This is a genomic window from Cystobacter fuscus (assembly GCF_044360685.1).
Lineage (GTDB): Bacteria > Myxococcota > Myxococcia > Myxococcales > Myxococcaceae > Cystobacter > Cystobacter fuscus_C.
The window spans coordinates 2,790,917-2,814,803 of sequence record NZ_CP043491.1 but is presented as its reverse complement, the minus strand read 5'-3'; the positions used below and the strand labels follow the sequence as shown (position 1 = coordinate 2,814,803).

The 23,887-nt window shown below is 67.7% G+C and carries 13 protein-coding genes; 7 read left to right on the top strand and 6 right to left on the bottom strand.

Translation table 11 applies throughout. From position 1 onward, the window contains the following. Positions 1 to 75: 75 nt before the first annotated feature. The 4 genes from F0U63_RS11635 to F0U63_RS11620 all read right to left on the bottom strand — a co-directional run bounded on the left by F0U63_RS11635 (position 76) and on the right by F0U63_RS11620 (position 12,042). Positions 76 to 4,560 (bottom strand): discoidin domain-containing protein, encoded by a 4,485-nt coding sequence (locus F0U63_RS11635; RefSeq protein ID WP_395845958.1) that lies wholly within the window; start codon positions 4,558 to 4,560, stop codon positions 76 to 78. 150 nt (positions 4,561 to 4,710) lie between these two features. Then, a complete protein-coding gene (locus F0U63_RS11630; protein ID WP_395845957.1) occupies positions 4,711 to 7,320 on the bottom strand; it encodes a carbohydrate binding domain-containing protein in 2,610 nt (869 codons plus the stop codon). A gap of 394 nt (positions 7,321 to 7,714) precedes the next feature. Beyond that, positions 7,715 to 10,849, bottom strand: coding sequence for a multidrug efflux RND transporter permease subunit (locus F0U63_RS11625; RefSeq protein WP_395845956.1), 3,135 nt, complete (start codon positions 10,847 to 10,849; stop codon positions 7,715 to 7,717). Between the two features lie 11 nt (positions 10,850 to 10,860). Further along, positions 10,861 to 12,042, bottom strand: a complete 1,182-nt coding sequence (locus F0U63_RS11620) for an efflux RND transporter periplasmic adaptor subunit (RefSeq protein WP_395845955.1) — start codon at positions 12,040 to 12,042, stop codon at positions 10,861 to 10,863. A gap of 657 nt (positions 12,043 to 12,699) precedes the next feature. Between F0U63_RS11620 and F0U63_RS11615 the strand changes: the two genes are divergently transcribed. Continuing rightward, a complete protein-coding gene (locus tag F0U63_RS11615; protein WP_395845954.1) occupies positions 12,700 to 13,980 on the top strand; it encodes a DUF2380 domain-containing protein in 1,281 nt (426 codons plus the stop codon). Further along, the gene (locus F0U63_RS11610) at positions 13,977 to 14,447 is read left to right on the top strand and encodes an NUDIX hydrolase (RefSeq protein WP_395845953.1); all 471 of its coding nucleotides are present in this window, start codon (positions 13,977 to 13,979) and stop codon (positions 14,445 to 14,447) included. Before F0U63_RS11615 ends, F0U63_RS11610 begins: the two co-directional genes overlap by 4 nt. A gap of 106 nt (positions 14,448 to 14,553) precedes the next feature. Here F0U63_RS11610 and F0U63_RS11605 read toward each other — a convergent pair whose 3' ends face one another. Both F0U63_RS11605 and F0U63_RS11600 read right to left on the bottom strand, forming a co-directional pair. After that, positions 14,554 to 16,800 carry an RCC1 repeat-containing protein gene (locus F0U63_RS11605; protein ID WP_395845952.1) on the bottom strand — a complete coding sequence of 749 codons (2,247 nt, stop codon included), beginning with the start codon at positions 16,798 to 16,800 and terminating at the stop codon, positions 14,554 to 14,556. A gap of 378 nt (positions 16,801 to 17,178) precedes the next feature. Further along, entirely contained in the window at positions 17,179 to 17,622 is a 444-nt protein-coding gene (locus tag F0U63_RS11600) for a lipocalin-like domain-containing protein (RefSeq protein WP_395845951.1), read from the bottom strand. 414 nt (positions 17,623 to 18,036) lie between these two features. Here F0U63_RS11600 and F0U63_RS11595 point away from each other — a divergent pair, with 414 nt between their 5' ends. The 5 genes from F0U63_RS11595 to F0U63_RS11575 are packed head-to-tail and all read left to right on the top strand — an operon-like array spanning position 18,037 to position 23,869. Continuing rightward, on the top strand, positions 18,037 to 19,638 hold the full coding sequence (locus F0U63_RS11595) for a CotH kinase family protein (RefSeq protein ID WP_395845950.1): 1,602 nt from the start codon (positions 18,037 to 18,039) through the stop codon (positions 19,636 to 19,638). A gap of 14 nt (positions 19,639 to 19,652) precedes the next feature. Further along, a complete protein-coding gene (locus tag F0U63_RS11590; RefSeq protein WP_395845949.1) occupies positions 19,653 to 20,402 on the top strand; it encodes a VTC domain-containing protein in 750 nt (249 codons plus the stop codon). Then, the gene (locus F0U63_RS11585) at positions 20,399 to 21,529 is read left to right on the top strand and encodes a porin (RefSeq protein WP_395845948.1); all 1,131 of its coding nucleotides are present in this window, start codon (positions 20,399 to 20,401) and stop codon (positions 21,527 to 21,529) included. Before F0U63_RS11590 ends, F0U63_RS11585 begins: the two co-directional genes overlap by 4 nt. Further along, a complete protein-coding gene (tmk, locus tag F0U63_RS11580; RefSeq protein ID WP_395845947.1) occupies positions 21,529 to 23,214 on the top strand; it encodes a dTMP kinase in 1,686 nt (561 codons plus the stop codon). The genes F0U63_RS11585 and tmk overlap by 1 nt, the downstream gene beginning before the upstream one ends. Beyond that, a complete protein-coding gene (locus F0U63_RS11575) occupies positions 23,201 to 23,869 on the top strand; it encodes a DUF4956 domain-containing protein (RefSeq protein WP_395845946.1) in 669 nt (222 codons plus the stop codon). The genes tmk and F0U63_RS11575 overlap by 14 nt, the downstream gene beginning before the upstream one ends. Positions 23,870 to 23,887: the final 18 nt, after the last annotated feature.

Sequence of the window (23,887 nt, the reverse complement as noted above, 5' to 3'; positions counted from 1 at the left end):
TCCCCCTGAAAGCAGGAGGGGCGGCCCCTCGCGAGGCCGCCCCCTGTCTTCAACCCGCTCGGGACGTCGGCGGGACTACTTCGTGAACGAGATGGGGCCGTTGGACTGCGTGCTGTTGTTGGCCCCATCCACGGCGCGCACGCGCCAGGTGTGGCTTCCAGCCGCCAGCCCGGTCAGCGTGGTCTCGTGCGTGGCCAGGCCATACACCTCGAACTCCCACAGCGAGTAGCCATACGCCGTCGCGCGCTGCACACCCCGCATCCGCACGTACTGGCCCACCCCACTCAGGTTGGTGAGGTCATCGATGCCACCATTGCCGGCGTTCTCCGTGTACAGCGTCGTCCAGGTGGTGCCATCGAGCGAGGCCTCCACCACGTACTTCGTGCCGTACGCGGCCTCCCAGTTGAGCACCACGCGCTTGATGGAATGGACGGCGCCGAGATCGACGGTGATCGACTCGGTGTTCGGGTTGGCGGTGTCCGCCCGGCTGGACCAGCGCGTGGTGGTATTGCCATCCACCGCGTCGTTGGCGCTGCCGAACTCGTTGGAGGTGGCGGTGACATTCTTTCCGCGCGCCAGGTTCACGGTCGTGGCCGTGTAGGCCCCCGCCGTGATGACCGGGGTGCGGTCCGTGCCGTCCACGTTGAGGACGTACTGGGCAACGCCCGCGCCCACGTCGCTCGTGCGCTCCCAGATGAAGCGCGTCGAGGTGCCGGGAACCGCCGAGCCCGCCGCCGGAAGGAGCGCGGAGAAGGCCGCGGGCGGCGTGGTGTCATTGAGGGTGAACGTGGACGTGGCCGACGTGGTCACCCCATTGGCCCAGTTGACGGCCCTCACGTACCAGGAGTGCTGGCCGTTGGCGAGCTTGAGCCCCTCGAGCGCGGCGGAGGTGGCCTTCGTGCGGCCCCCCAGCACGGCCTGACCGTCGATGACGACCTCATAGTACTGGATGCCCGTCTGCGGATCGCTGCTCGCCGTCCACGAGAACGCGGGCCGCGTGCCGGTGATGGTGGTGCCATTCGCCGGCGTCTGGAGGGTGAACGTCGTGGGCGGCGTGGCGTCGGTCAGACCGAAGCCCTGGATGCCATCGCCATAGCGGTAGAACGGATTGCCGTAGATGGGCTGCACGGGCAGGCCCTTGGCGATCCGGTCGCGGATGATGGTGCGCTCGGCCTCGGTGGCCCCGAGGTCGAACGGCAGATCCCAGCGCTCCTTCTGGTCGGTCTCCACGTCGGTGCCGATCTGATCCAACGAGCGCGGCAGATCCCACGGCAGCTTGCCGCGGGGCAGCACGTCGCCGAAGAGCACGTCCGCCAGCGCCGGGCCGCCCAGATCTCCAGGACGGTAGGTGGCCACCAGCGCGTTGCTCTGCGGCGCCACGTTGGTGAGGATGTAGGGCCGCGGCAGGACCATCACCGTGATCGTCGGGATGTTCTTCGACTTGAAGCTGGTGATGATGCCGTAGTGATCGCGAGGCTCTTCCGGCTTGGCGAAGGCGGTGTGCGCGGGACCGGCCGGGTCACCCGGGATGTAGGGCTTCTCCTTGTCCCACGCGGTGCCGTGCGTGTAGTAGCTCTCGCCCACCGCCACGATGGCGGCGCTGGGCGTGACGCCCGCGGGCGCCGCGTCCTTGTACACCGTGATGCCCGCCGCCTCGGCGCGCTGCTTGATGGCCTGGTAGAAGGTCTGGGCGCCGAAGTCCGTGTTGTGGAAGTCCGAGCGCCAGGTGACCATGCAGGACGGATCATCGGCGCGCGGACCGGCGATGACGATCGAGGAGCCCGCGCCCATGCGCAGCGGCAGGACGCCATCGTTCTTGAGCAGCGTCATCGACTCCTGAGCGGCCAGACGGGCCGCCTTCTTGTTGTCGGCCGTGTGCCAATCCGCCGTTCCCGCGAGACCCTTGCGATAGGGGTCCTCGAACAGGCCGAGCCGGAACTTCAGCTCGATGACGCGGCGGGCGGACTCCTCGACGCGGGCATCGGTGACGCGGCTCTCGAAGTCACCCATCTGCCCGGGATCGGCGCCGCCCATCACGTCGGAGCCGGCCATGAGCGAGCGGACCCAGGGATCGCCCGCGGGCAGCCAGTCCGTGCAGATGACGCCGGTGTAGCCCATGTTCTGGCGCAGGTAGTTGATGATGCCGGGGCTGTCGCCCGCGCCCCACTGGCCCGGGGCCAGGAGCTTGCTGCCGGCATAGCCAGGCATGATGCCGCTGGTGCCGGCCTCGAGGGCCGCGTGCCACGGACGCATGTGGTAGTGGATGGTGGTGCCGTCGTAGGTGATGCCGCCCTCGCCACCGGCGCCCTGGCTCGGCCAGTGCTTGGTGGTGACCCAGATGGAGTGGGGATTCACCTCGGGGCCGCCCTGCAGACCGGCGATGAGCGCGCGCGAGAAGCCAGCCGCCACGTCTGCGTCCTCGCCACTGCCCTCCTGGATGCGCGGGTAGAGGATCTTCGTGCCCACCTCGACCAGGGGCGACAGGGTGCCGCGGCTGCCCACGGCGAGCTGCTCGCGCCGCTGGATGTCACCCATCTCATACGCGAGCTGAGGGTCGCGCGTGGCCACCAGGCCGGGCTGGGTGGGCCAGCTCGTCTTGAAGCCGTGGATGGAATCACCCGCGTCGATGTAGGGGATGCCCAGGGGCGTGGCCGCCGAGGCCTTCTGGAAGGCGACGATGTCCTCCGGCGCCAGCGGACCCATGGTGAAGCCCGCGTCGGGGTACTGCTTGGCGTTGAAGAACAGCTGCATCACCTTCTGGTGCCGCGTCATCCGGCTCATCAGATCGTTGACGCGCGTGGCGATGGGGTTGTGCCAGTCCTCGTACGGATCGATGACGCCATTCTTGTTCATGTCGCGCATCCCGTTGATGAGCGACACGCCATCCGCCACGGTCTCGACCACGGGGAGGTAGACGCTGAAGGTGCGCAGGTCCGAACGGCTGGTGGCCCCACTCGAGAGCGTGGCGACGACGTACCACTTGTAGGTCCAGCGATCGACCAGGTCCTGGTTGAGGGTGAGCGAGGTGCCCGTGGTGGAGCCCACCTCGGTGAAGCGGTTGATGAGGTCTCCGGACGCCATCCAGTCGTAGTCATTCCGGGTGATGTTGACGAAGAGCTTGTAGTTGGTGGCACCGGTGACGGCGGCCCACTGGAACGTGGGGCGGCGGGTGTTGGTGATCATCGCGCCGTTGGCGGGCGCGGTCACCGCGAACGAACCGGCCGTCGCCGGAGGAGCCACCTTCACGTACGGGTCGGGGATGATGGGGCCGGTGGGCGTGCCCGGGTCGGTGCCCGTGCTGTAGATCTCCACCTGCCACACCGCGTCCTGCACCGCGAGCGCGGAGACGGTCTGCGCGCGCTGGGTGGTGCCCGTGGAGTCCGTGACCACCAGGCGGATGTCGGTGTTGGGCTGGGTGGGCGAGAACTGGTTCTTGGACATCGTCACCTTGGTGTTGGGCGGGAACGTGCACAGGTAGGTGACCACCTTCGCCGGGTTGCGCACGGAGGGAGTCGCGAGGCCCTCTTCCGGAATGGGTGACACGGACAGCGGCGTGGGCGAGATGCTCACCTTCGCGTAGGCCAGGTCGGGGAAGACCAGCTTGACGGTCTGGTTGGTCGTCTGCGTCGGAGGCGGCGTGGTGCCACCGGACTGGTAGACCTCGAAGGAATAGAGCGAGTAGCCATAGCCCGTGCCGCGCGCGGTGCCGCGCATGCGCACGTAGCGGTACGTGCCGGACACGGAGATCTCCCGGATGCCCGGAGCACCATCGGTGATGGTGGCCAGGGTCTGCCAATTGGCGTCATCGTTGGAACCGTCGATGGTGTACGTCTTGGCGTAGGCGCCTTCCCAGTTGAGCACCACCTTGCCCACCTGCTGGGACGAGCCCAGGTCGACACGGATCGACTGGGGATCCTGCGCGGCGGAGGCCCAGCGCGTGTTGGCGTTGCCGTCGAAGGCGAAGCTCGGCCCCAGGTTGGGGTCGTTGTTCTCGATGCTCGTGGCCGTGGCGGAACGGCCCCGGGCAAGGTCCGTGCTCGTCGACGTACCGCCCGAGCCATACACCTCGAACTCCCACAGCGAGTACCCGTAGGCGATGGCCCGGAGCTGCCCGCGCATGCGGACATAGCGGCCCGAGCCGGACACCGTCCAATCGTCGATGCCTCCATCACCGTTGGTGACGGTCTTCAGCGCCGACCAGTTCGTCCCGTCGGTGGAAGACTCGAGCGTGTAGTTCTTGCCGTAGGCGGTCTCCCAGTTGAGGACCACGCGGCCAATGGACACCGTCGACCCGAGGTCGATGGAGATCCATTCATTGTCGGTGAAACCACTGCTCCAGCGGGTGCCTGGATCACCGTCGACCGCGGAGGGGCCCGAGAACACACCATCCGTCGACGACACCGTGACGGGCTTGCCGCGGGCGAGATTGGTATTGGTTTGAGCGTGCGCGGCGATGGGACTGGCGACCGTCATGCCCGCGAGCGCCAGGCTCGCACAGGCAGACGCCCACCGTGTCCAGGCGCTGCGCGCGCCGTGGAGGAGAGGATTGAGAAGATTCATGGGGGGAAGGAAACCGCGAGGGATGAATGTCAGACAGCTACAGCTCGACTGCGACAGCTCGACTGCGACGGCCAGACAACAACAGACGGAACAAACGAAGGACCCCTCCCGGCGGACATCACCGGAAGGGGTCCTGAACACTTCAGGGACCTACTTCAGGTCGAGGTAGTCGACCGAGAAGATCCACCCGTTCGGGTGGGTCAGACCCGCCAGGCACAGCGTGCCCGTGCCACTGGTGGCCACCGACGTGGTGAGGTTGGTCAGGCTCGGGCTGCTCCAGCCACCGGACGCCGTGGTCATCGTGAACGTGCCGATGACCGTGCCGTTGAACTTCAGCTGCGCCTGGCCACCGGAGTACGGCGCGCCCACGTGGGCCGTCGCGGAGGTGATGCCCGACATGCTCACGTTGCTCCAGCAGATGGTGTCGTTGCCCTCGAAGGCGACGACCTTGCCACCGCTGTCACCGCCGGCCTCGGCGAAGCAGCCCGTCAGCGTGGCGCTCTCCGCCTCCAGGCGGCGAGGCGTGGTACCACCGGAGCACTGGCCCGTGCTGCTGCACGTCTGACCCGAGCCGCAGGTGCCACAGGTGCCGCCGCAACCATCGCTGCCGCACACCTTGCCCGAGCACGAGGGCGTGCAGGTGCTGGTGCACTGGCCCGTGCTGCTGCACGTCTGGCCCGTGGCGCAGGTGCCACAGGTGCCGCCGCAACCATCGCTGCCACACACCTTGCCCGAGCACGAGGGCGTGCAGGTGCTGGTGCCGGCCACGCACTGGCCCCAGCTGCCGCAGGTGCTACCGGTGCGGCACGCGCCGCAGGTGCCGCCGCAACCATCACCGCCACACAGCTTGCCCGTGCAGTCCGGCTGGCAGGCGTTGGCCGTGGTGCCGATGTACATGTCGTCCAGGTAGAGCTGCGCGCCGGTGTAGGCGGAGCCACCCATGGAGATCTCGAACTTGTAGGTGTCCGTAGCGGGCGGGGTGAAGTTCGGCCCGGTGCAGGTCGTCCAACCGGTGCCCACGTTGCAGTTGAAGGAGGAGACGACCGTCCACGGATCATGCGCCTGGACGATCTTCACGGGCAGCGTGCGCGCCGCGTTCGACTTCAGGTCCACCTTCCACTTGTAGGAGGTACCCGCCTGGAGCTGGAAGCCCTCCTGCCGCACCTGCACGCTGTGGGTCGCCCAGCCGCCGTTGTCCACGCGCACCCACTGCACGAAGCCGTGCGTGCCGCCCTCGTTGATGACCTCGGTGAGACCCGCGCCACCGTCGAAGAACAGATCGCTGCGGTGATAGGTGAAGTCCTCGTTGAAGCCGCAGTTGCGGATGAGGTTGTCCGGCACGCCGTTGTTGTCGCTGTCCTGGCACGCGGCCCGGGCGGCCTGCGGATAGCCAGAGCCGCGGTGGTACCAGCGGATGTAGTCCACCTCGAGCTTGGCCTTGTCACCATGGGCCGCCCAGTCGATGTTGATGCACGAGCTCGCCGTCTCCTGGCACTTGCCGCTCACGCACGCCGCGCCATTGGCGCACTGCGCGCTGGAGGAGCAGGCGCGATCCTTGAACCCGAGGCAGCCCAGCTCGCCACCCACCGCGTTGTTGAGGATGAGGTACATCGGCTGACGGAACTCGGTCGCCCCGTCACCAATGGTGAAGGTGCCCACCGGCTGACCGCCGTTCTGCGGCAGGTTGTCGATGTAGATCTTGAACCCGTTCTCGTCCCACAGGAAGCCCCAGGTGTGCCACTGGTGGTAGTCGATCGTCTTGCCATTCCAGGTGGCCCGGGCGCCGCCCACGTCCCCGTCGCACTTCGCGTCGCCGTTGTTCGGCCAGGAGCTGCACGCGTTGGGCTCCCATCCACCGGGGTTGGCCGCCAGCTCGCCCGCCTCGGGAAGCTCGCGCCACAGCACGTTGTAGCCCATGGCCTCGTTGTTCGGGTAGAGGGCCTTGTTCTCCTTGATCTGCGTGTACTCCATGATGTCGATCTCGCCATTCATGGGCCAGCCGGCGCTGTCATCACGGCCACCATTGGTGATGGTTCCGTTGGCGCCGAGCATCCAGATGGCGGGCCACATGCCGTTGGGCGGCGTGGCGCCGGCGGGCAGGTCCGCGAAGGGCATGCGCGCGCGGAACTCGATGTAGCCGTAGCGGTACTCGACCTTCTCGTCGCTCTTGATGCGGCCCGAGGAGTACTGCGTCCCATTGACCGGCGCGTTGGCCGTGCCGTTGAACGGCGCGCACTCCTCATGATCGTACACGCCGTTGCGGTTCTGGTCATACACGCAGTAACCGGTGGCCGCGCACGTACCGTTGGTGCCGCACTCGCTGGTGGTGGTGCACTGCTTCCACACCACACAGTCCAACGGCTCCTTGCGCGCCAGCAGCGTCAGCTTGCCGTTCTCGACACAGTAGTTCCAATTGTTGGGATTGCTGGGACACTCCCGGTTCGTATAGGCCTGCTGCTCGAAGTTGACGCCCAGGTTCTCCTTCGTCCAGTACTGCGTGTTGAGATAGGACTTGGGCTGGCCCTTGTACAGGTCACCGCCGAAGTCGTCCTCCCACGTCAGGCCGAACGTTTGCCCACCAATGTTGAGCGTCTTGGAACCCGTGGACTCCAACGACGCCTCAACTCCTGCCTCGGCAGAGTCCGTGGTGTCATCACTGGTCGCCACGGCGCAGCCCACGCCCGCGATCACTCCCACCGCCCAGAAGCCAGTTCCCACCACGAACTGCTTCCAGGACGAACCCCTACTCCTCTGAGTCATGTCCTCGAACCCTTCCCCGTCCCGAAAGACGAGAAGAAAAAGTAAAACGAGCAAGTAAAGTTTTATAACACTTGCCAGCCCCGCGAAACGTGAAAAACATGACGCAACGCGACACACACGAGCGTTGGCGTGAAGACACACAAGGTGTAAAAAAGGCTCGGTGTGCCGCGGCGTGACGGCGCAGGTTGGGAGAGGGCGTGGAGCCCTCGAATCCCAACCGCTTCAAACGTCATCAGGTGACACGATTCCGCGGATGTCCCAGGTCATGAACCCGGCGGGCGGGAGACCCGCCCTCGGGAAGCATGCGCGAGGAGACAGTCCATACCCGGAGTGTGTCGTCGCCCACCGCACAGAATAAACGTGAAAAACCCACGGGCGGGGAGCCGCCGCCCGTTCAATCCGTGGCGTCTGGCAATCGTAACGTTTCGATCTCCACGGCCCGCTGATTGAGCAGCCGCATGATGAAGACGTAGAAGATGGGCACGAAGAGGACCGCGAGCACCGTGGCGGACAGCATCCCTCCGAGCACCCCCGTGCCAATGGCTCGCTGGCTGGCGGCGCCGGGCCCGTTCGCGATGGCGAGCGGGACCACGCCCAGCGTGAAGGCGAGCGAGGTCATGAGGATGGGACGGAAGCGCAGCTGCGCGGCCTCGAGCGCCGCGTCCGTGATGGACCTGCCCTGTGCCCGGAGTTCCTTGGCGAACTCGATGATGAGGATGGCGTTCTTGGCCGACAAGCCAATGATGGTGATGAGGCCGACCTTGAAATAGACGTCGTTGCTCAGTCCCCGGAACATGACCGCCAGCACCGAGCCGAGCACGCCCAGGGGCACGACGAGCATCACGGCCACGGGAATGGACCAGCTCTCGTAGAGGGCGGCCAGGCACAGGAACACGAAGAGCATGGACAGGCCGATCAGGAACGGAGCCTGCGAGCCCGACTGGAGCTCCTGAAGGGATTGCCCGCTCCAGTCGAAGCCGAACCCCCGCGGGAGCTGGCTCGCCAGGCGCTCCATTTCCAGGAGGGCCTCGCCACTCGAATGGCCGGGAGCCGCGTTGCCGCTGATGCGGGCCGAGGGGTAGCCGTTGTAGCCGATGACCTGGGTGGCGCCCACCCGCCAGTCCACCGTGGCGAAGGCGGACAGGGGCACCGAGGTGCCCTGGCGATTGCGCACGTTGAGCGCGAGGAGATCCTCCGGCTGCATGCGCCGGCTTCCCTCCGCCTGGACGATCACCCGCTGCATCCGGCCGCTGTTGGGAAAGTCATTGGAGTAGGCCGAGCCCAGGTTGGTGGAGAGGGTTTCATTGATCTCCGCGAACGTGAGTCCAAGCGCGCTGGCCTTCTCGCGATCGATGCGCAATTCCACCTGCGGCGCGTTCGCCAGACCCTCGAACATCACCCCGGAGAGGACGGGACTCTGGGCGGCGGCGGCCAGGAGTTGATCCCTCGCGGCGGCGAGCGCCTCCTGACCCATGCCGCCCCGGTCCTCCAGGCGGAAGGAGAAGCCACCCGTCGTGCCCAGGCCCTCGATGGGCGGAGGAGAGAGCGCGAAGACGAACGCATCCCGCACCGCCGACAGCGCCCCGTTCATCCGCCCGGCGATGGCCTCCGCGCCATCCTGGGCGCCCCGCTGCTCCCAAGGCTTCAGCGTCGCGAAGCTCAAGGCCGCGTTCTGCCCCTGGCCGAAGAAGCTGAAGCCCAGGATGGCCACGACCCGGTCCACTCCCGGCTCGGCCAGCAGCGACTTCTCCATCTGCTCCACCACGTCCAACGTGCGGTTGACCGTGGCCTCCGGCGGCGCCTGCACCCCGAGGATGATGAAGCCCTGGTCCTCGCTCGGGATGAAGGACGAGGGGAGCTGGACGAACAGCCAGCCGAGCGCCGCGAACACCGCGACGTAGACGAGCATGAACCGGCCCGCGCGATGCAGGGTGCGGCCCACCAGTCCACGATAGGCGTGGGACGTGCGCTCGAAGCCCCGGTTGAACCAGCCGAAGAACCCCGTGCGCGCGTGCGCGTGTCCCCTGGCGATGGGCTTCAGGAAGGTCGCACAGAGCGCCGGCGTCAGCGACAGTGCGAGCAGCGCCGAGAACAGGATGGACACCACCATCGTCAGCGAGAACTGCTTGTAGATGACGCCGACGGAGCCGGGAAAGAAGGCCATGGGCACGAACACGGCGCTGAGCACGAGCGTGATGCCGATGACGGCCCCGGTGATCTGCTGCATGGCCTTCTGCGTGGCCTCGCGCGGGGACAGGCCCTCCTCGCTCATGATGCGCTCCACGTTCTCGATCACCACGATGGCGTCGTCCACCAGGATGCCGATCGCGAGCACCATGGCGAACATGGTGAGCACGTTGATGGAGAAGCCCATCGCGAACATCACCGCGCAGGTGCCGAGCAGGGCGATGGGGACGATGATGGTGGGAATGATCGTGTAGCGGATGTTCTGGAGGAACAGGAACATCACCAGGAAGACCAGGAGCACCGCCTCGACGAGTGTCTGGAGGACCTTCTTGATCGACACGCCCACGAACGGGGCCGTGTCATAGGGGATGTCGTACTCGACGCCCTTGGGGAAGAACCGGGACAGCTCCTCCATCTTCGCGCGGATCGCCGTCGAGGTGGCGAGCGCATTGCCCGTGGGGGACAACTGGACACCGATGGCCGCGCTCGGCTGGCCATTGAGCCGGGAGGAGATGGCATAGCTCTGCCCCCCCAGCTCCACGCGGGCCACGTCGCGCAGGCGCACGGAGGAGCCATCCGCGTTCGCGCGCAACACGATCGCTCCGAACTCCTCCGGCGAGGTCAACTGGCCCTTCACCAGCACGGTCGCCGTGACCTGCTGGGTGACCGGTCCGGGTTGCGAGCCGAGCGAGCCCGCCGCCACCTGGGCATTCTGCGAGCGGATGGCGTTCGTCACGTCCTGGGAGGACAGGCCCAGACCCAGCAGCTTGTTGGGATCCACCCAGATGCGCATGGCGCGCTCGAAGGAGAAGAGCTGCGCCCGGCCCACGCCCGGAATGCGCCGCAACTCATTGAGCACGTTGCGCGAGAGGTAATCCCCGAGGCCGATCTCGTCGAAGGAGCCGTCGGTGGAGCGCAACGTCACCATCAAGAGGAAGCCACTGCCCGCTTCCTCGATCTGCAAACCCTGCTGCGACACGGCGAGCGGCAGTCTCGGCTCGACCCGCTTGACCCGGTTCTGGAGATCGACGGCGGCCAGGGCGGGATCCGTCCCCGGTGCGAACGTCGCGGTGATGGAGACCGCCCCCGTCGCGTCACTGCTCGACTCGAAGTAGAGCAACGACTTCGTGCCGTTGAGCTCCTCCTCGATGATGCGCGTGACGCTCTGATAGAGATCCTCGGGAGAGGCGCCCGGATAGAAGGTCGAGATGGTGATCTGCGGCGGCGCCACGCTGGGGTACTGCGCCACCGGCAGGTTGGGGATGGCGAGCACGCCCGCCATGATGATGAACAGCGCGATGACCCAGGCGAAGATGGGCCTGTCGATGAAGAAACGAGGCATGGCGGTGGGCCCTATCGAGGCTGGGAGGGAGTGACGTCGGTGCCCGACGCGGTCCAGGCCACCGGCTTGACCGGTGCGCCCGCGGCGATCTTCTGGAAGCCCTCGACGATGACCTGATCGCCCGCCTTGAGGCCCTCCTGGATCACCGCCTGGTTCTGGTAGACGCGGGAGGTGCGCACCGGGCGCAGCTCGGCGGTGCCATTGGACGCGACCACGAAGACCTGGGACTTGCCCGCGTTGTCCCGCTGGATGGCCTGCTGGGGCACGGCGAGCGCCTCGCTCAGCGAGCCCTGCTCGACCTGTCCCCGCACGTACATGCCCGGAAGAAGCTCGGCGTCCGGATTGGGGAACTCGCCACGCAGCGTCAACTGGCCGCTGCCGGGATCCACCGTCACGTCCGAGAAGAGCAGCTTGCCCGGCTTCGAATAGAAGGAGCCGTCGTCGAGCACCAACCGGACGTTGGCCTGCTCGGAGGTGACGCCCTGGATGCGCCCGTCCTTGAACGCCTGGCGCAGACGGTGGAGCTCCATGGCGGGCTGGGTGAAGTCCGCGTAGATGGGATCGAGCTGCTGGATGACCGCGAGCGCCGTGGGATCTCCCTGGCTCACCAGGGCGCCTTCCGTCACCAGGGCCCGGCCGATCCTCCCGCTGATGGGCGCGCGGATCGTCGTGTAGTCCAGATTGATTTCCGCGCGGCGCACCGCCGCCCGGGCCACGGCGACATCGGCCTCGGCCCGCTGGAGCGCCGCCCGGAGCGCCTCGTGCTGCTCCTGGGTGATGACCCCGTTGGCCATGAGCTTCTCGCCCCGCTCTCCCTGCTGGCGCGCCTCGGCGGCCGTGGCCTCGGCCTTGACCAGCACGGCCCTGGCGCTCGCGCGCTCGACCTCGAACAGCGAGGAGTCGATCTTGAAGAGCACGTCCCCCGCCTTCACGCTGCCGCCCTGCCGGAAGACGCGCTCGACGATGATGCCGGAGACGCGCGGACGTACCTCGGCGACCCGTGTCGGAGCGATGCGCCCCGGCAGCTCATCGAGCACCGGAATGGTCGAGGGCCGCACCGTGACCGTGCCCACCTCCACGGCCGGCGGAGCGGCCGGAGGAGGCGCTTCAGGGGACTTGCAGGCCCCGGCTCCCAGGACGGTGACGAGAGCGAGGGTGGAGAAAAAGGGAGTCCGGTTTCGAGCGAAGTGCATGGAGCGTACCTGGACGGGCCAGGACCTGGGCAACGGACAAGGGTGGTGAACCAAGCCAAGGTGTACCGGCCACGCGGATGCTCGCGGTCAGGCGGGAAGGCCACGAACCCAAGGCCCACGGCGGCGAAATGGCCACGCCCCATCCAGACCGACTCATCCCGCCGCGCCTCCTCGGTTCGTCGGGCGGGGCCTTACCTATCGGTCGCAAGATAGGGGGTCAAGCGAATCCACGGACGTCCCACCCCCTGGACTCCTCCAGGAGACCACCTTCACCGCCACCCGCGCCCAGGGCAGGAACAGCACGCGACGCAGTTCAGCGCCAGACGTCGAGGAGGGTTCCACTATAGCAGCCACGGTGGCCAGCAACGCCACGGTGGGCATGCTGCCGATATGAGAACTGACTTGCCAGGCGTCCTTGGGGTGGGCCTGCTGATTGTCACGGCCCTGTCATCCACCGGCTGTGCGTCGCTGACGCCACCATCCGGCCGGGGGGTGAACCTGCGCTACACGCCCCGCGAGACCACTGGGTCCGCGTTGTCCGAAGCACCGAGCGGCGAGTCCCCACCCGCCCTCACCTCTGCCGCGTTCCCTACGTCCGAACCCGATACATCGGAGCGGTTACACGCTCGTCGAGGCTCCCGAGAGGCCCTGCCAACGATGAGCCCAGGCAGCGATGAGGGGGCTGTGTGGCAGAGCGCCCTCGCGACACACCTGGCGTTTCTGGGTGCCCTTCGCGATGTGTCCGGCACCACCCGCCGTGCATCCGACGAGCTCTCCAGGCTCAGGGCCAGCAGGCAGGGCATCGTCGGCAAGGCCTCCGGAGCATTCGTCCCCTACGTTGATTATGGGGAACGTCAACTGCGGTGGATTGACGCCGAACTCACGGCCACCACCCGGTTGACTCACGCCGCTTCGGAAGTGGATGACCCAGACATGCAGCTCGCCCTCCTGCGTCTCGCCGGCCCACGGCTCGAGGCATCCATGATGGGCGCATTCCTGCTCGCCGTCTGGTTCGACTTCCTCAACCTCGCTGACGTCGTGCTCGAGCAGTACCCCTCCTACAACGTGGAGAGTCTGTTCGCGAACATGGACCACTCTCAGAAGATGCTCGAGCCCGCGATGCAAGCACTTTCCTCTCTGGAGCCGGGACCTTTGGAGGCAGCGGCAACCGACTTGCCCGCGTTGGTAGGCCACCTCACCAACGAATTCGTTGCGACCCGTGAGTCCGTACGCATGACCGCGGAGAACATCGAGAAGCTGCGGGTGCTGAAGGAGTCCATCGAGGCGCTCACGCTGCTATCGGCCATGCGGTTCTCGCTGCCCTCTCTGCCACGGGCCGCACCCGCGACGCTCGGCATGGGCCTCGTGGTGGGCTCCAACGGCGTGATGATGGGCACACGGGTGGTCGTCTCCGCCGAGTGGGTGGAGATGATGCACCGACTGGTGCAAGCGGGAGTGCTCTCCCTCCCTGTCGTCAGCGCCGCCGTCCGGATTCAGGCTGGCCAGGTGATGATGGCGAAGGCACACGACAAGTTGCCGCCGGGCGTTCGCGAAGCGCTGGGCGATGGGCCCGAGGTGCGTGGCATGCACGTGACGGGCAGAACGGGAGCCGGCATGGCCGAACCACCAGAACACCACGTCCTACCGCGAGAGTTTCGCGAGTGGTTCGAGAAGCGCGGCTTCACCGGCGAGATGAGCATCGACCGGTTCTGCGTCAATCTGGAGCAGGCAAAACATGAGGCGATCCATGGGGGTGGCAACTGGCGTCTGGGCCGCACATGGCCCAACGAATGGAACCGGATGATCATGGACGTACTGAGCAAAGCAGAAACCGAAGCAGGCCGGATGTTGACGCCGAACGAAATCTTGAGGCTCGTCGCCAAAGCCATGAAGCGCTATAACCTTCCGATGAACTTCATTCCCAGGAGAGGGCGATGAACAGGGGCTCTTCCTGGGAAGACAACTGGAAGGTGCGCTTGTACGAGCGAGTCCGCGAGCGTGGGTTTGATTCGCTCACCGCCTTCGCCGAGGCGCGCCCTACCATCTCGCTGGTTGCGCTTGCCGAGGAACTGGGCGAGGCCGACATCAGCGCAGTGCAGGTTTTCAGCGTTTTGGTGGCCGAAGCGGAGCAAAGTCACCAGGTCACACGCCTGGTGCGTAGCCAATTCGTACGCGAGCTTTCCGAAAGCCTCCCCGGTGGTTGGCCAACCGTGATGGACGAGGCAAACCGCTTCGAGGTCGCCCAGGCACTCGCCTTCTGGTTCGGCTTCACTCCAGAGACGCATAGGAAACGAGCCGAGCGGGTCATGACAGTGCTCCGCACCACCCCGCCGCCGCCCGGCTGGCGGCCGCTGGGTCCCGACGACGAGTTGCTGCGTACGCTCTTGCCGGACGAGGAAGTCTGATCGCCATCCAGCGAGGAAGTAGACACCCCGCGGGGGACCGGGCCGCCTCCGGGCAGGCGCGGCCACAGCTCTCCATCCCTCCAAAACAGGGGAGCTTCACAGTCACTCAATACAGCAGGGAACGAACGGGGGTGGGTGATCTTCCGGGAAGCCCATGGCCCAGCTGTCCGTGGTGGTTGCTCCCCCAGGACCACATGGAGCCGTCGGAGCCCACCGCCAGCGAGTGGAGAGAACCAGCGGCCACCGTCTCCATCCCACTCAGCCCCCGCACCCGTACCGGCGCGAAGCTGGTGTTCGTGGTCCCTTCCCCCAACTGGCCAAAGGAGTTGATGCCCCAGGCCCACACGGAACCGTCGGCGCGCACCGCCAGCGAGTGGTTGAGGCCAGCGAACACGGCCGCCACCCCGCTCAGCCCCTGCATCCGTACCGGCACCAGGGCGTTGCTCGTGGTCCCATCTCCCAGTTGACCGGTGTAGTTGCCGCCCCAGGCCCACACGCCGCCATCGGTGCCCCTCGCCAGCGAGTGGTTGAAGCCAGCGGACACGGCCGCCACCCCGCTCAGCCCCGGCACCCGCATCGGCACCAGGGCGTTGCTCGTGGTGCCATCTCCCAGCTGGCCGAAGGAGTTGCCGCCCCAGGCCCACACGCTGCCATCGGTGCCCCTCGCCAGCGAGTGGTTGAGGCCAGCGGACACGGAAGCCACCCCGCTCAGCCCCTGTACCCGCACCGGCTCGACACTGGTGCTCAGGGTGCCATCCCCCAGCTGGCCCTGTCTGTTGTAGCCCCAGGCCCACACGGAGCCATCGGAGAGCACCGCCAGCGAGTGCAGCGAGCCCGCGGCCACGGCCACCACCCCGCTCAGCTCTCGCACATGCAGCGGCACGGGGCTGTCGTTCGTGGAGCCATGCGCCAGCTGACCGTCATGGTTGTAGCCCCAGGTCCACACGGTGCCGTCGGCGCACAGCGCGATCGAATGACCATCCCCCGCGGCCACGGCCACCACCCCGCTCAACCCCTGCACCCGCTTCGGGGTGTCGTGATCCTTCCGGGTCCCATCCCCGAGCTGGCCGTAGTAGTTGGCCCCCCAGGCCCACAGGGTGCCATCGGAACGCACCGCCAGGGAGTGCGCGGAGCCCGCGGCCATGGCCACCACCCCGCTCAGCCCTCGCACCCGCACCGACGAGGAGAGATAGACCGTGGAACCATCCCCCCGCTGACCATGGTCATTGGAGCCCCAGGCCCACAGGGTGCCGTCGTAGCGCAGCGCCAACGAGTAGAGACCGCCCGCCGCCACGGCCATCACCCCGCGCAGGCCTTGCACCTGCTCCGGCAGGGCGCCGTATCCCACCGAGATGCCGTTGCCGAGCTGGCCGGAGGTGTTGTTGCCCCAGGCCCACACGCTGCCGTCGGAGAGCGCCACCATCGAGTGGGCCCAGCCCGCGGACACGGCCACCACCCCGCTCAACCCCTGGACCTGCTTCGGCAGCCAGCGGGTGGTCAGGATGTTTCCGTCTCCCAACTGGCCGGCGAAGTTGTCGCCCCAGGCCCACACGGTGCCGTCGGAACGCACCGCCAGGGAGTGATTACCACCCGCGGCCACGGACACCACCCCACTCAGGTCTTCCACCCGCCAGGGCACGGAATAGCTTTGCTCCGCAGGGGCCCCGCCCAGTTGGTCGGAGTTGTTGTCGCCCCAGGCCCACACGGTGCCGTCATGGCGCAGCGCCAGCGAGTGGTTGTCACCCGCCGACACGGCCACCACTCCGCTCAACCCTTGCACCCGCACCGGCTCGGAGTGGCTGTCCGAGGTGCCCTCTCCCAACTGGCCAAAGGCATTGTCGCCCCAGGCCCACACGGTGCCGTCATGGCGCAGTGCCAGGGAATGGCCCTCGCCCGCGGAGACGGCCACCACTCCACTCAGCCCGTGCACCCGCACCGGCTCGGAGTGACTGTCCGAGGTCCCCTCTCCCAACTGGCCAAAGGCATTGCCACCCCAGGCCCACACGGTGCCGTCATGGCGCAGCGCCAGCGAATGGCCGGTGCCGGCGGCCACGGCCACAACCCCTCTCAACCCGTGTACTCGCACCGGCACGTGGCGCGAGGTCGTGGTCCCATCCCCCAATTGACCGTCCGAATTGTCACCCGCCGCCCAGACCGTTCCATCCAGACGCACGACCAGGGAATGATCCATTCCCGCGGCGACGCGGGCTCGAGCCCACGAACCCCGCAGGGAAGAGTCCAGCACCTCCGGCTCTTCGGAAGCGACGCCCGGCTGGCCACAGCCAACCCCCAACAAGACTCCGAGCCAGACCACCAACAGCCTGCTCATCCACCACGGCACGCCGATTCGCATTCCGAGACTCCTGGTTCAACGGGGTTGACTTGAATTCCCCAATAAATAAACCAAGAAGCGAAGCAACACGATCATTCGGCTCCATTATCGGATTTTGAAAAATTGAATTCCAACCTCGTCACATTCCGCGACCAGGAGGCTTCGCAGCCATGTCGAATTTCACGACCTCACGGGAAGGTGCGAGGTCGCCGCCGCGGGAGCGGCTGCCGTGGGAGTTGGGGTCTGCGTCCTGGCGGCACCGGAGCTCGTCGTGGGAGCGGCGATCGTCACGGGCGATGAGCGGGCCCTCGAGGCGGCCTGAGGAAGTTGCCCTGGAGTTCCTTGTCACCCGGGCAGGACACCCGCCGACGCGCTCAACGCCCCGGAAAATCAGATGGGTCAGACGATGGGGCCCATCCGCTGCCATTCGAGTACAATCACGGATTCGCTTCCCCCCATCAAGAGGGGTTCGGTGCTCAAGACCAGCCGGTTCCCATTCACGGCTGCCTTCCTTCTCTGCACGGTTCCGATCCAGTTCGGGAAGAGGCTGCCCGTGATGTGGTGGCGGACCGTGTCCGTCTGCTCTTCGGTGTCGTAGGTCCCGAAGTAGATGGCGGCCCCGTCCAGCGCGTCCTTTGTCTCTTGTGCCGAGCCCCCCTTCAAGTCCGCGGATTTGAAGGGGGGACGGTCCCGTCCCATGATTTGCACCGCCATGTTCCCAAGGTGGTCATACATCAGAACACCCAGAGGATTCTGTCCGTAGGGGTAATCCCGGCTGCCATCCGTCAGCCGGCCCTCCACGGAGATGAGTTGCCATGTGCCAACGATTCTATCCTTGAGCATCGCTTTGTCTCCCGCGGGAAACCCTGGCATGAGCATGCAGGGTCGCATTGTCTTGGCCGTAGACAACACCATTGTCGACTGCAACGTCATACACCGCGACATAGGGTGCGGACTCTCCAATGAGATTGAACAGGCTCTCCATCGAACGCCTGTTCCCCACAGTGCGGATGACATGCCAAAAAGGCGGGCTGACGCGTCAAAGCCGATGTCCGCGGGTCCGGCACCTCATGACTCCGCCCGAGCCGCGATAGCGGCTCGTGATTGAAACGTCAACCCCCCGTTTCGAAAATATTTCGTCACAAGCGCGTAAAGAAGGGGTCACTGCCACGTTCCAGGGTGGCCACTCGCAACGCCATGGCTGGCCCACCGCCCGCCCTGGCGAAGGAACCCCCGTTTCCTTCCGAGAGGACCCTCATGCACCGAAGTCCGCGCCTTGGAGCACTCGCCTCCGTCGTCTTCGCCTTCACCTCCGCGTGTGGAGGAAGTACCGAGACCATCGAGGGCTGGAGCGAGGAGTCTCATGGCAAGAACGCCGCTCCCGCCTATGCCGTCGTCTTTCCCCAGGAGCAGGTGAAGAGGTTCGACCTCACCATCGCCCCCGCGGACTGGCAGAAGATGCAGGACGACATGACCGCCATGGCGGGCGAGTTCGGCGCGGGCGGTGGCATGGGCCCGGGAGGCGGCGGAGGCGGCCCCGGAGGAGGCGGTGGAGGCCCGGGAGGCGGGCAGCTTCCCGTGGAGCTCACCGCGCCGTGCGTGGACAAGGCCGCGGGAGATGCCTGCACCGCCACCTTCCAGGGCAACACCTTCACCAGTACCTGTGCGCAGGGTCCGGGCGGCGCGCAGCTCCTCTGCAGGCCGCAGTTCGGTGGGGGGGGTGGCGGGGGTGCTCCGGGTGGGGGCGGCGGCGGGGACATCCTCCCCAACACGCCCGTCTACGTGCCCGCGACCTTCAAGTTCGAGGGCAAGACCTGGCCGTACATCGGCGTGCGCATGAAGGGCAACTCCTCGCTGTCGCAGACCTGGCGCAGCGGTGTGTCCAAGCTGCCGCTGCGTCTGAGCTTCGACAAGTTCGAGGATGAGCATCCCGAGACGCAGGATCAGCGCTTCTACGGCTTCAAGACGCTGTCGCTGGGCAACGGCGCGGCCGACACGTCGCTCATGCGCGACAAGATCGCCTCGGACCTCTTCCGCGAGTCCGGTGTGCCCGCGCCCCGCACCGCCTTCGTCGCCCTGTACGTGGACCATGGCGAGGGCTCCCAGTACTGGGGCCTCTATACGCTCGACGAGGACATCGACAACAACTCGCTGCTCGACGGCTACTTCGGGGAACACAAGGGCGCGCTCTACGAGGCCGATGGCACCGGCGCGCGCTGGGGCACCTTCGACGAGGCGTCCTTCGACATCCAGGCCAACGAGGAGATCGGCTGGACTCCCGTGCAGGAAGCCATCAACGCCCTGCATTCCGACCGGAGCGACGCGGCCGCCTGGCGCGCCCGCCTCGAGCAGAAGCTGGACGTGCAGGGCTTCCTCAAGTGGCTCGCGGTCAACACCGTGGTCCAGAACTGGGACGCCTACGGCGCCATGTCCCACAACTACTATCTCTACGCCCACTCCCAGGAGAACGGACGGCTGCATTGGATTACCTGGGACCATGATCGCTCCATGGGCGATGGCATGGGCCGATCCACGTCCCTGACGTACGACACCACCGACGCCACCTGGCCGCTCATCCGCTACCTGCTCGACGACCCCACCTACAAGGCCGACTACACGCGGTACGCGCTGGAGGCCGCGAACGGGGTGATGGCGCCGGAGCCGTTCCAGGCCCGCCTGCGCGCGGCGCATGAGCTCATTACCCCCTGGGTGGTGGGCGAGAACGCCGAGCAGCCGGGCTACACCTTCCTGAGCTCGCCCCAGGCGTTCATCGACGCGTTCAGTGGCACCAATGGGCTGCTGAACTTCGCCGCCCGGCGTCAGGGAGAGGTGCGGACGGCCCTGGGGGCCCAGCCATGAGCGCGGTGGCCCGCATGAGTCCCCCCCTCTCCTCCCCTCCCCTCGCGTCGCAGCAGGACCATGAGCGGCGCTTCCTGCCCTCCCGCACGGCGCTGGAGGACTTCATGCGGGCCACCCGCCCCTGGACCCAACCCTGTGTGTACGACGCCCGCCTGCCGTTCGCCTTCACGCGGACGACCTACTTCGACACCGAGGACTTGCGCTTCCTGGACTCGTGCCGCCATGGACATACGCAGCGGCTGCGGCTCCGGGAGTACGCGGCAAGCGCCTCCCTGTCCGAGCCCCCCGTGCTCACCGGCACGCGCTACCTGGAGATGAAGACCAACACGGGTCAGCGGCGCACCAAGGTCCGCATCCCCGTGTCCCCGGGCGAAGCGGTGGCCCTGCTGGCGGGCGGGTCCCTCGACGAGGACAGCGCGGCGGCCCGGTTGCTGCGCGACAGCCCCCATGGCCCCGTCCGGCCCTGGGTGACGGCCTGGTACCGGCGCGGCACCCACGCGAACGCCGACGCCAGCGTGCGCTTCACCGTGGACGAGGAGCTCGTGTTCGCCTTTCCTCCCCGGCCCACTGGCACGGGAACGCCCGCCAGGCCCGAGCGGCTCATCCGTCACGCCCCCGCCATCCTCCTGGAGGTGAAGTGGCGGGCGAACAGCCCTCCGTGGCTGCGCGACTGTCTGCGGAACCTGGAGGTTTTCGAGACCCAGGACTCGAAGTTCGAACAAGGCATGCGCTGGCGCCTGGACGCGGAGATGGACCTGCCATGAAGCCGGCCTTCCCTCCCGCGCGGTGGCTCGTCCTCGCCTCGCTGCTCCTGATGTCCTCCGCCCGGGCCCAGGATTCGGATCAACAGCAGGGCCCGTCCGACGCCAGCCCGCCCCCCAACGGCAACACCGAGGCGGGTCTCGTGCTGCCCTCCGCCTTCGGCTCGGTGGAGATCGGTGGCCGGCTGCGCGCGCGCGAAGCCATCAGCGCCAAGGAAGACAAGGTGCTCAAGGGCATCCTGTCCATTCCCTCCGCGCGTCTGGAATTCACCTATCAATGGAAGAAGCGCCTGAAGGCCGTGGTGGAGTTCGACGTCACGGACGGACTCAAGGACGCCTACGCCTCGCTGAAGCTCGTCGACGGGCTCGCCGTCCGGGTGGGCCAGTTCAAGGTGCCCCTGTCACTCGTGGAGCTGGAGTCCACCGCGCGGCTGCCCGTGGTGCGCCGGGGCCTGCTGCGCGAGGTGTTGTCCGAGGACACGCTCAACCTCACCGGCCGCCGCGTCGGCGCGCAGCTGGAATGGCAGTGCACGAGCTGTGAGCGGGTGGTGCGGGTGCGCGCGGGCGTGTTCCAGAGCGACCCGGAGCGGGCCAGCCTCCAGCAGGGACTGGGCCTCGTGCCCATGGCCCGGGCGACGTGGCAGGTGCTGGAGTCGCTTGAGCTGGGCGGCTCCGCGCGGGCGGAGCTCCTGGGCACGAGCCCGAGCGGCGTGGCGGCCAACTGGACGGCCGGACTCGACCTGAAGCACGCGCTGCCCTTCGGCTGGGGCGAGTGGCGCTCCTGGGCCGAGGTGCTGGTGGGACGCTCGTCCGTGCTGTCCGGCACCCAGGGACAGCTGCTCACCGGGCGAGCCCTGACGGCGGTGCGCTTCGGAGGCGTGTCCAAGGGCGCGTGGTACGTGGAGCCCTTCGCCATGCTCTCGGTGCTCGAGCCGGATCTGAAGACGCGGAACGACTTGCTGGGAGAAGGAGTGGGAGGCGTCAACGTCGGACAGTGGCGGCGCTGGCGGCTGCAAGCGCAGGTCGAGCGCCGCGTGGCCCAGGCCGCCGTCCCGGCCCTGCTGAGTGTGCTGGACGATGACCTCGTCACCCGCAAGGCCCTGCTGCTGCAGTTGGAGGTGGTGTTCTGATGCTGATCGTATTCGAGGGAATCGATGGCTCCGGCAAGACGACGCTGTCCAACCGCGTGGCGCGAGAGCTGCGCCAGGCGGGGCTGCGCGTGCGGCACGTGCGCGAGGACGGCAAGCTGGCCTCGCCCGTGTCCGAGGGACTGAGGCTCTTCACCAAGAATCCCCTCCACCTCGCGCTCACCCCCATGGCGGAGCTGCTCCTCTACTCCGCCCGCGAGACCCAGTTGCTCGAGGAGGTGACTCGCCCGGCGCTCGCCGAGTACGAGGTCGTCATCGCCGACCGCTTCCTCTACACCGCCGAGGTGCTCGCCCGGTGGGGACGGGGTCTGCCCGAGCACACGGTGCGCCCCGTCGTGGACGCCTGCACCCGGGGACTGCGGCCCGAGCGCGTCTTCCTCATCGACGTGGACCCGGCCATCGCGCGCGCCCGCCGCCGCATCTCGAAGCTGCTCGCGCCCGACACGGGGGCCCCCTCCTCACGCAAGGGGCTCGCCGGAGCGGGCATGCAGACCCGGCTGCGCGTCGGCTACCGGGCGCTCGCCGCGGAGTCGCCCGAGCAATGGACCCTCATCGAGAACACGGACGTGACGCTCGAGGCGCTCGTCACCCAGCTCACCCAGGAGGTGCTGCGGATGGTGCGCGGGGGCGAGCCGGGCACCCCATCTTCCACCCCTCGTGCCCCGACCCCGCCCCGCTCCGCCGACGAGGCCCGGGCGAGCTTCCTCGAGCGGGTGGACCGGTGGATGGAGGAAGAACCGGGACTGGCCGCCTGGTTCCTCTCGGGCCTGGAAGGCGTAGACATCGACGAGCGCCGTGAGCGGCTGGCCACGCGCTGCCCCGAGCTCATCGCCCATGGCCTCGCCGGCCTCACCGACGCGAGCGCGTGGGATCTACGGGCCCGTCTGGAGCAAGCCGCGCCCGTGCAGGTGCTCGGCTCGCTCAAGGCGCCGGCCGCGGAGTCCCCCCAGGCGTGGGCGCTCCGGGAGCGGTGGGAACAGCGGGCGCCCGAGGCCGTCGCGGCCTCCCTGGATGGGCTCGGCTCGGAACAGGCGTGGGCGATGCGCGAGCGCCTCCACGGGAGGTTTCCGGAGCCCGTGGTCACCTCGCTCACGGGGCTCGGCGACGCGCGGGCCTGGGTGCTGCGAGAGCGCTGGCTGTCCCAGCGCGGAGGTCAGGCGGTGCTCGGCCAGGAGAAGGTGGCGCGCATCGCCTGCCGCTCCATTCGAGGCGTGGATGACGCACCCGCCTGGGACTGGCGGGAGCGGGCGTGGGAGGTGGCACCGGATGCCGTCCTGCGCACCCTGGAGGGACTCGACAGTGAGCGGGCGTGGGCCTTGCGCGAGCAGCACGCGGGGCGGGCCTCGCGGCTCGTCCTCGAGTCCCTGCGGGGGTTGAACAACCCTCGGGCCTGGGCCCTGCGCGAGTCCTTCGGTGTCTCCTGCGAGGAGGCCCTGGAGTCCTTCGAGGGCATGGATGGAGCCACGGCCTGGCGGCTGCGCCAGGCGCTGGCGGACACGTGGCCCGCGGCCACGGTGAAGAGCATGGGGCCCCTGGCCTCGAGCGCTCGGGGACAGGAGCTCATCTCCCGGCTGCTCACGGAGCATCCCCGGGACTTCGCCCTGTTGCGGCAGGCGGCACGGGTGGCGGCACACCCTGGACAGGAGCGGCGTCATGCCACCGCTTGAAGTGCTGACGCGCACGGATGTGTCGGATCCCCACGAGCTGTTCATCCCCGAGGCCCTGCTGCGCTTCAGCCTCGCCCTGGTGCTCGGCGCGCTCCTGGCCTACCGGCCCTGGCGCCGGTGGATGCCGTCCGCCCCCGTGATGCCCCAGGAAACAGCGCATACCCAATTGCTCATCGCCGTGGCCGGCGCGGTGATGACGACGGTGATTGGTGACAGCATGTCGCGCGCCTTCGGGCTGGTGGGGCTCGGCGGCTTCATCCGCTTCCGCTCGGGCATCAAGGACACGCGCGACGCGGCCGTCATGTTCGTGCTCATCGGCGTGGGCATGTCCTGTGGCCTCGGCGCCTTCCGGGTGGCCCTCTGCGCCACGGGGTTTCTCGGCGCCGTCCTCATCGCGCTGGACCTGACGGCCCAGCGCCGCCCCCAGTGGGTCAAGCTGTCGTTGAGCGTGGAGGACCTGGGAGCCGCCCTGCCCCCGCTGCGGGCGATGCACCCCGACGCACGCATGCTCTCGCTCGAACAGGTGCCAGCGTCGCGGGAAGGCACCGCCGTCTTCGAGCTCGCCCTGCCGGAGCGGATGGATGGTTTCCAGTTGCTCGAGGGACTGCGAGGCGCGCTTCCCGGCGTGAGGAGTGCCTCCATCGACGAGCCGTGAGAGTGCCAGCGGCCCACC

What these genes read in the sequence shown, in the direction of transcription:
- tmk (WP_395845947.1), top strand. Translation starts at nt 21,529, where the DNA reads ATGCTGATCGTATTCGAGGGAATCGATGGCTCCGGCAAGACGACGCTG.
- F0U63_RS11585 (WP_395845948.1), top strand. Translation starts at nt 20,399, where the DNA reads ATGAAGCCGGCCTTCCCTCCCGCGCGGTGGCTCGTCCTCGCCTCGCTG.
- F0U63_RS11595 (WP_395845950.1), top strand. Translation starts at nt 18,037, where the DNA reads ATGCACCGAAGTCCGCGCCTTGGAGCACTCGCCTCCGTCGTCTTCGCC.
- F0U63_RS11630 (WP_395845957.1), bottom strand. Translation starts at nt 7,320, where the DNA reads ATGACTCAGAGGAGTAGGGGTTCGTCCTGGAAGCAGTTCGTGGTGGGA.
- F0U63_RS11610 (WP_395845953.1), top strand. Translation starts at nt 13,977, where the DNA reads ATGAACAGGGGCTCTTCCTGGGAAGACAACTGGAAGGTGCGCTTGTAC.
- F0U63_RS11625 (WP_395845956.1), bottom strand. Translation starts at nt 10,849, where the DNA reads ATGCCTCGTTTCTTCATCGACAGGCCCATCTTCGCCTGGGTCATCGCG.
- F0U63_RS11615 (WP_395845954.1), top strand. Translation starts at nt 12,700, where the DNA reads ATGAGCCCAGGCAGCGATGAGGGGGCTGTGTGGCAGAGCGCCCTCGCG.
- F0U63_RS11635 (WP_395845958.1), bottom strand. Translation starts at nt 4,560, where the DNA reads ATGAATCTTCTCAATCCTCTCCTCCACGGCGCGCGCAGCGCCTGGACA.
- F0U63_RS11600 (WP_395845951.1), bottom strand. Translation starts at nt 17,622, where the DNA reads ATGCTCAAGGATAGAATCGTTGGCACATGGCAACTCATCTCCGTGGAG.
- F0U63_RS11590 (WP_395845949.1), top strand. Translation starts at nt 19,653, where the DNA reads ATGAGTCCCCCCCTCTCCTCCCCTCCCCTCGCGTCGCAGCAGGACCAT.
- F0U63_RS11575 (WP_395845946.1), top strand. Translation starts at nt 23,201, where the DNA reads ATGCCACCGCTTGAAGTGCTGACGCGCACGGATGTGTCGGATCCCCAC.
- F0U63_RS11605 (WP_395845952.1), bottom strand. Translation starts at nt 16,800, where the DNA reads ATGCGAATCGGCGTGCCGTGGTGGATGAGCAGGCTGTTGGTGGTCTGG.
- F0U63_RS11620 (WP_395845955.1), bottom strand. Translation starts at nt 12,042, where the DNA reads ATGCACTTCGCTCGAAACCGGACTCCCTTTTTCTCCACCCTCGCTCTC.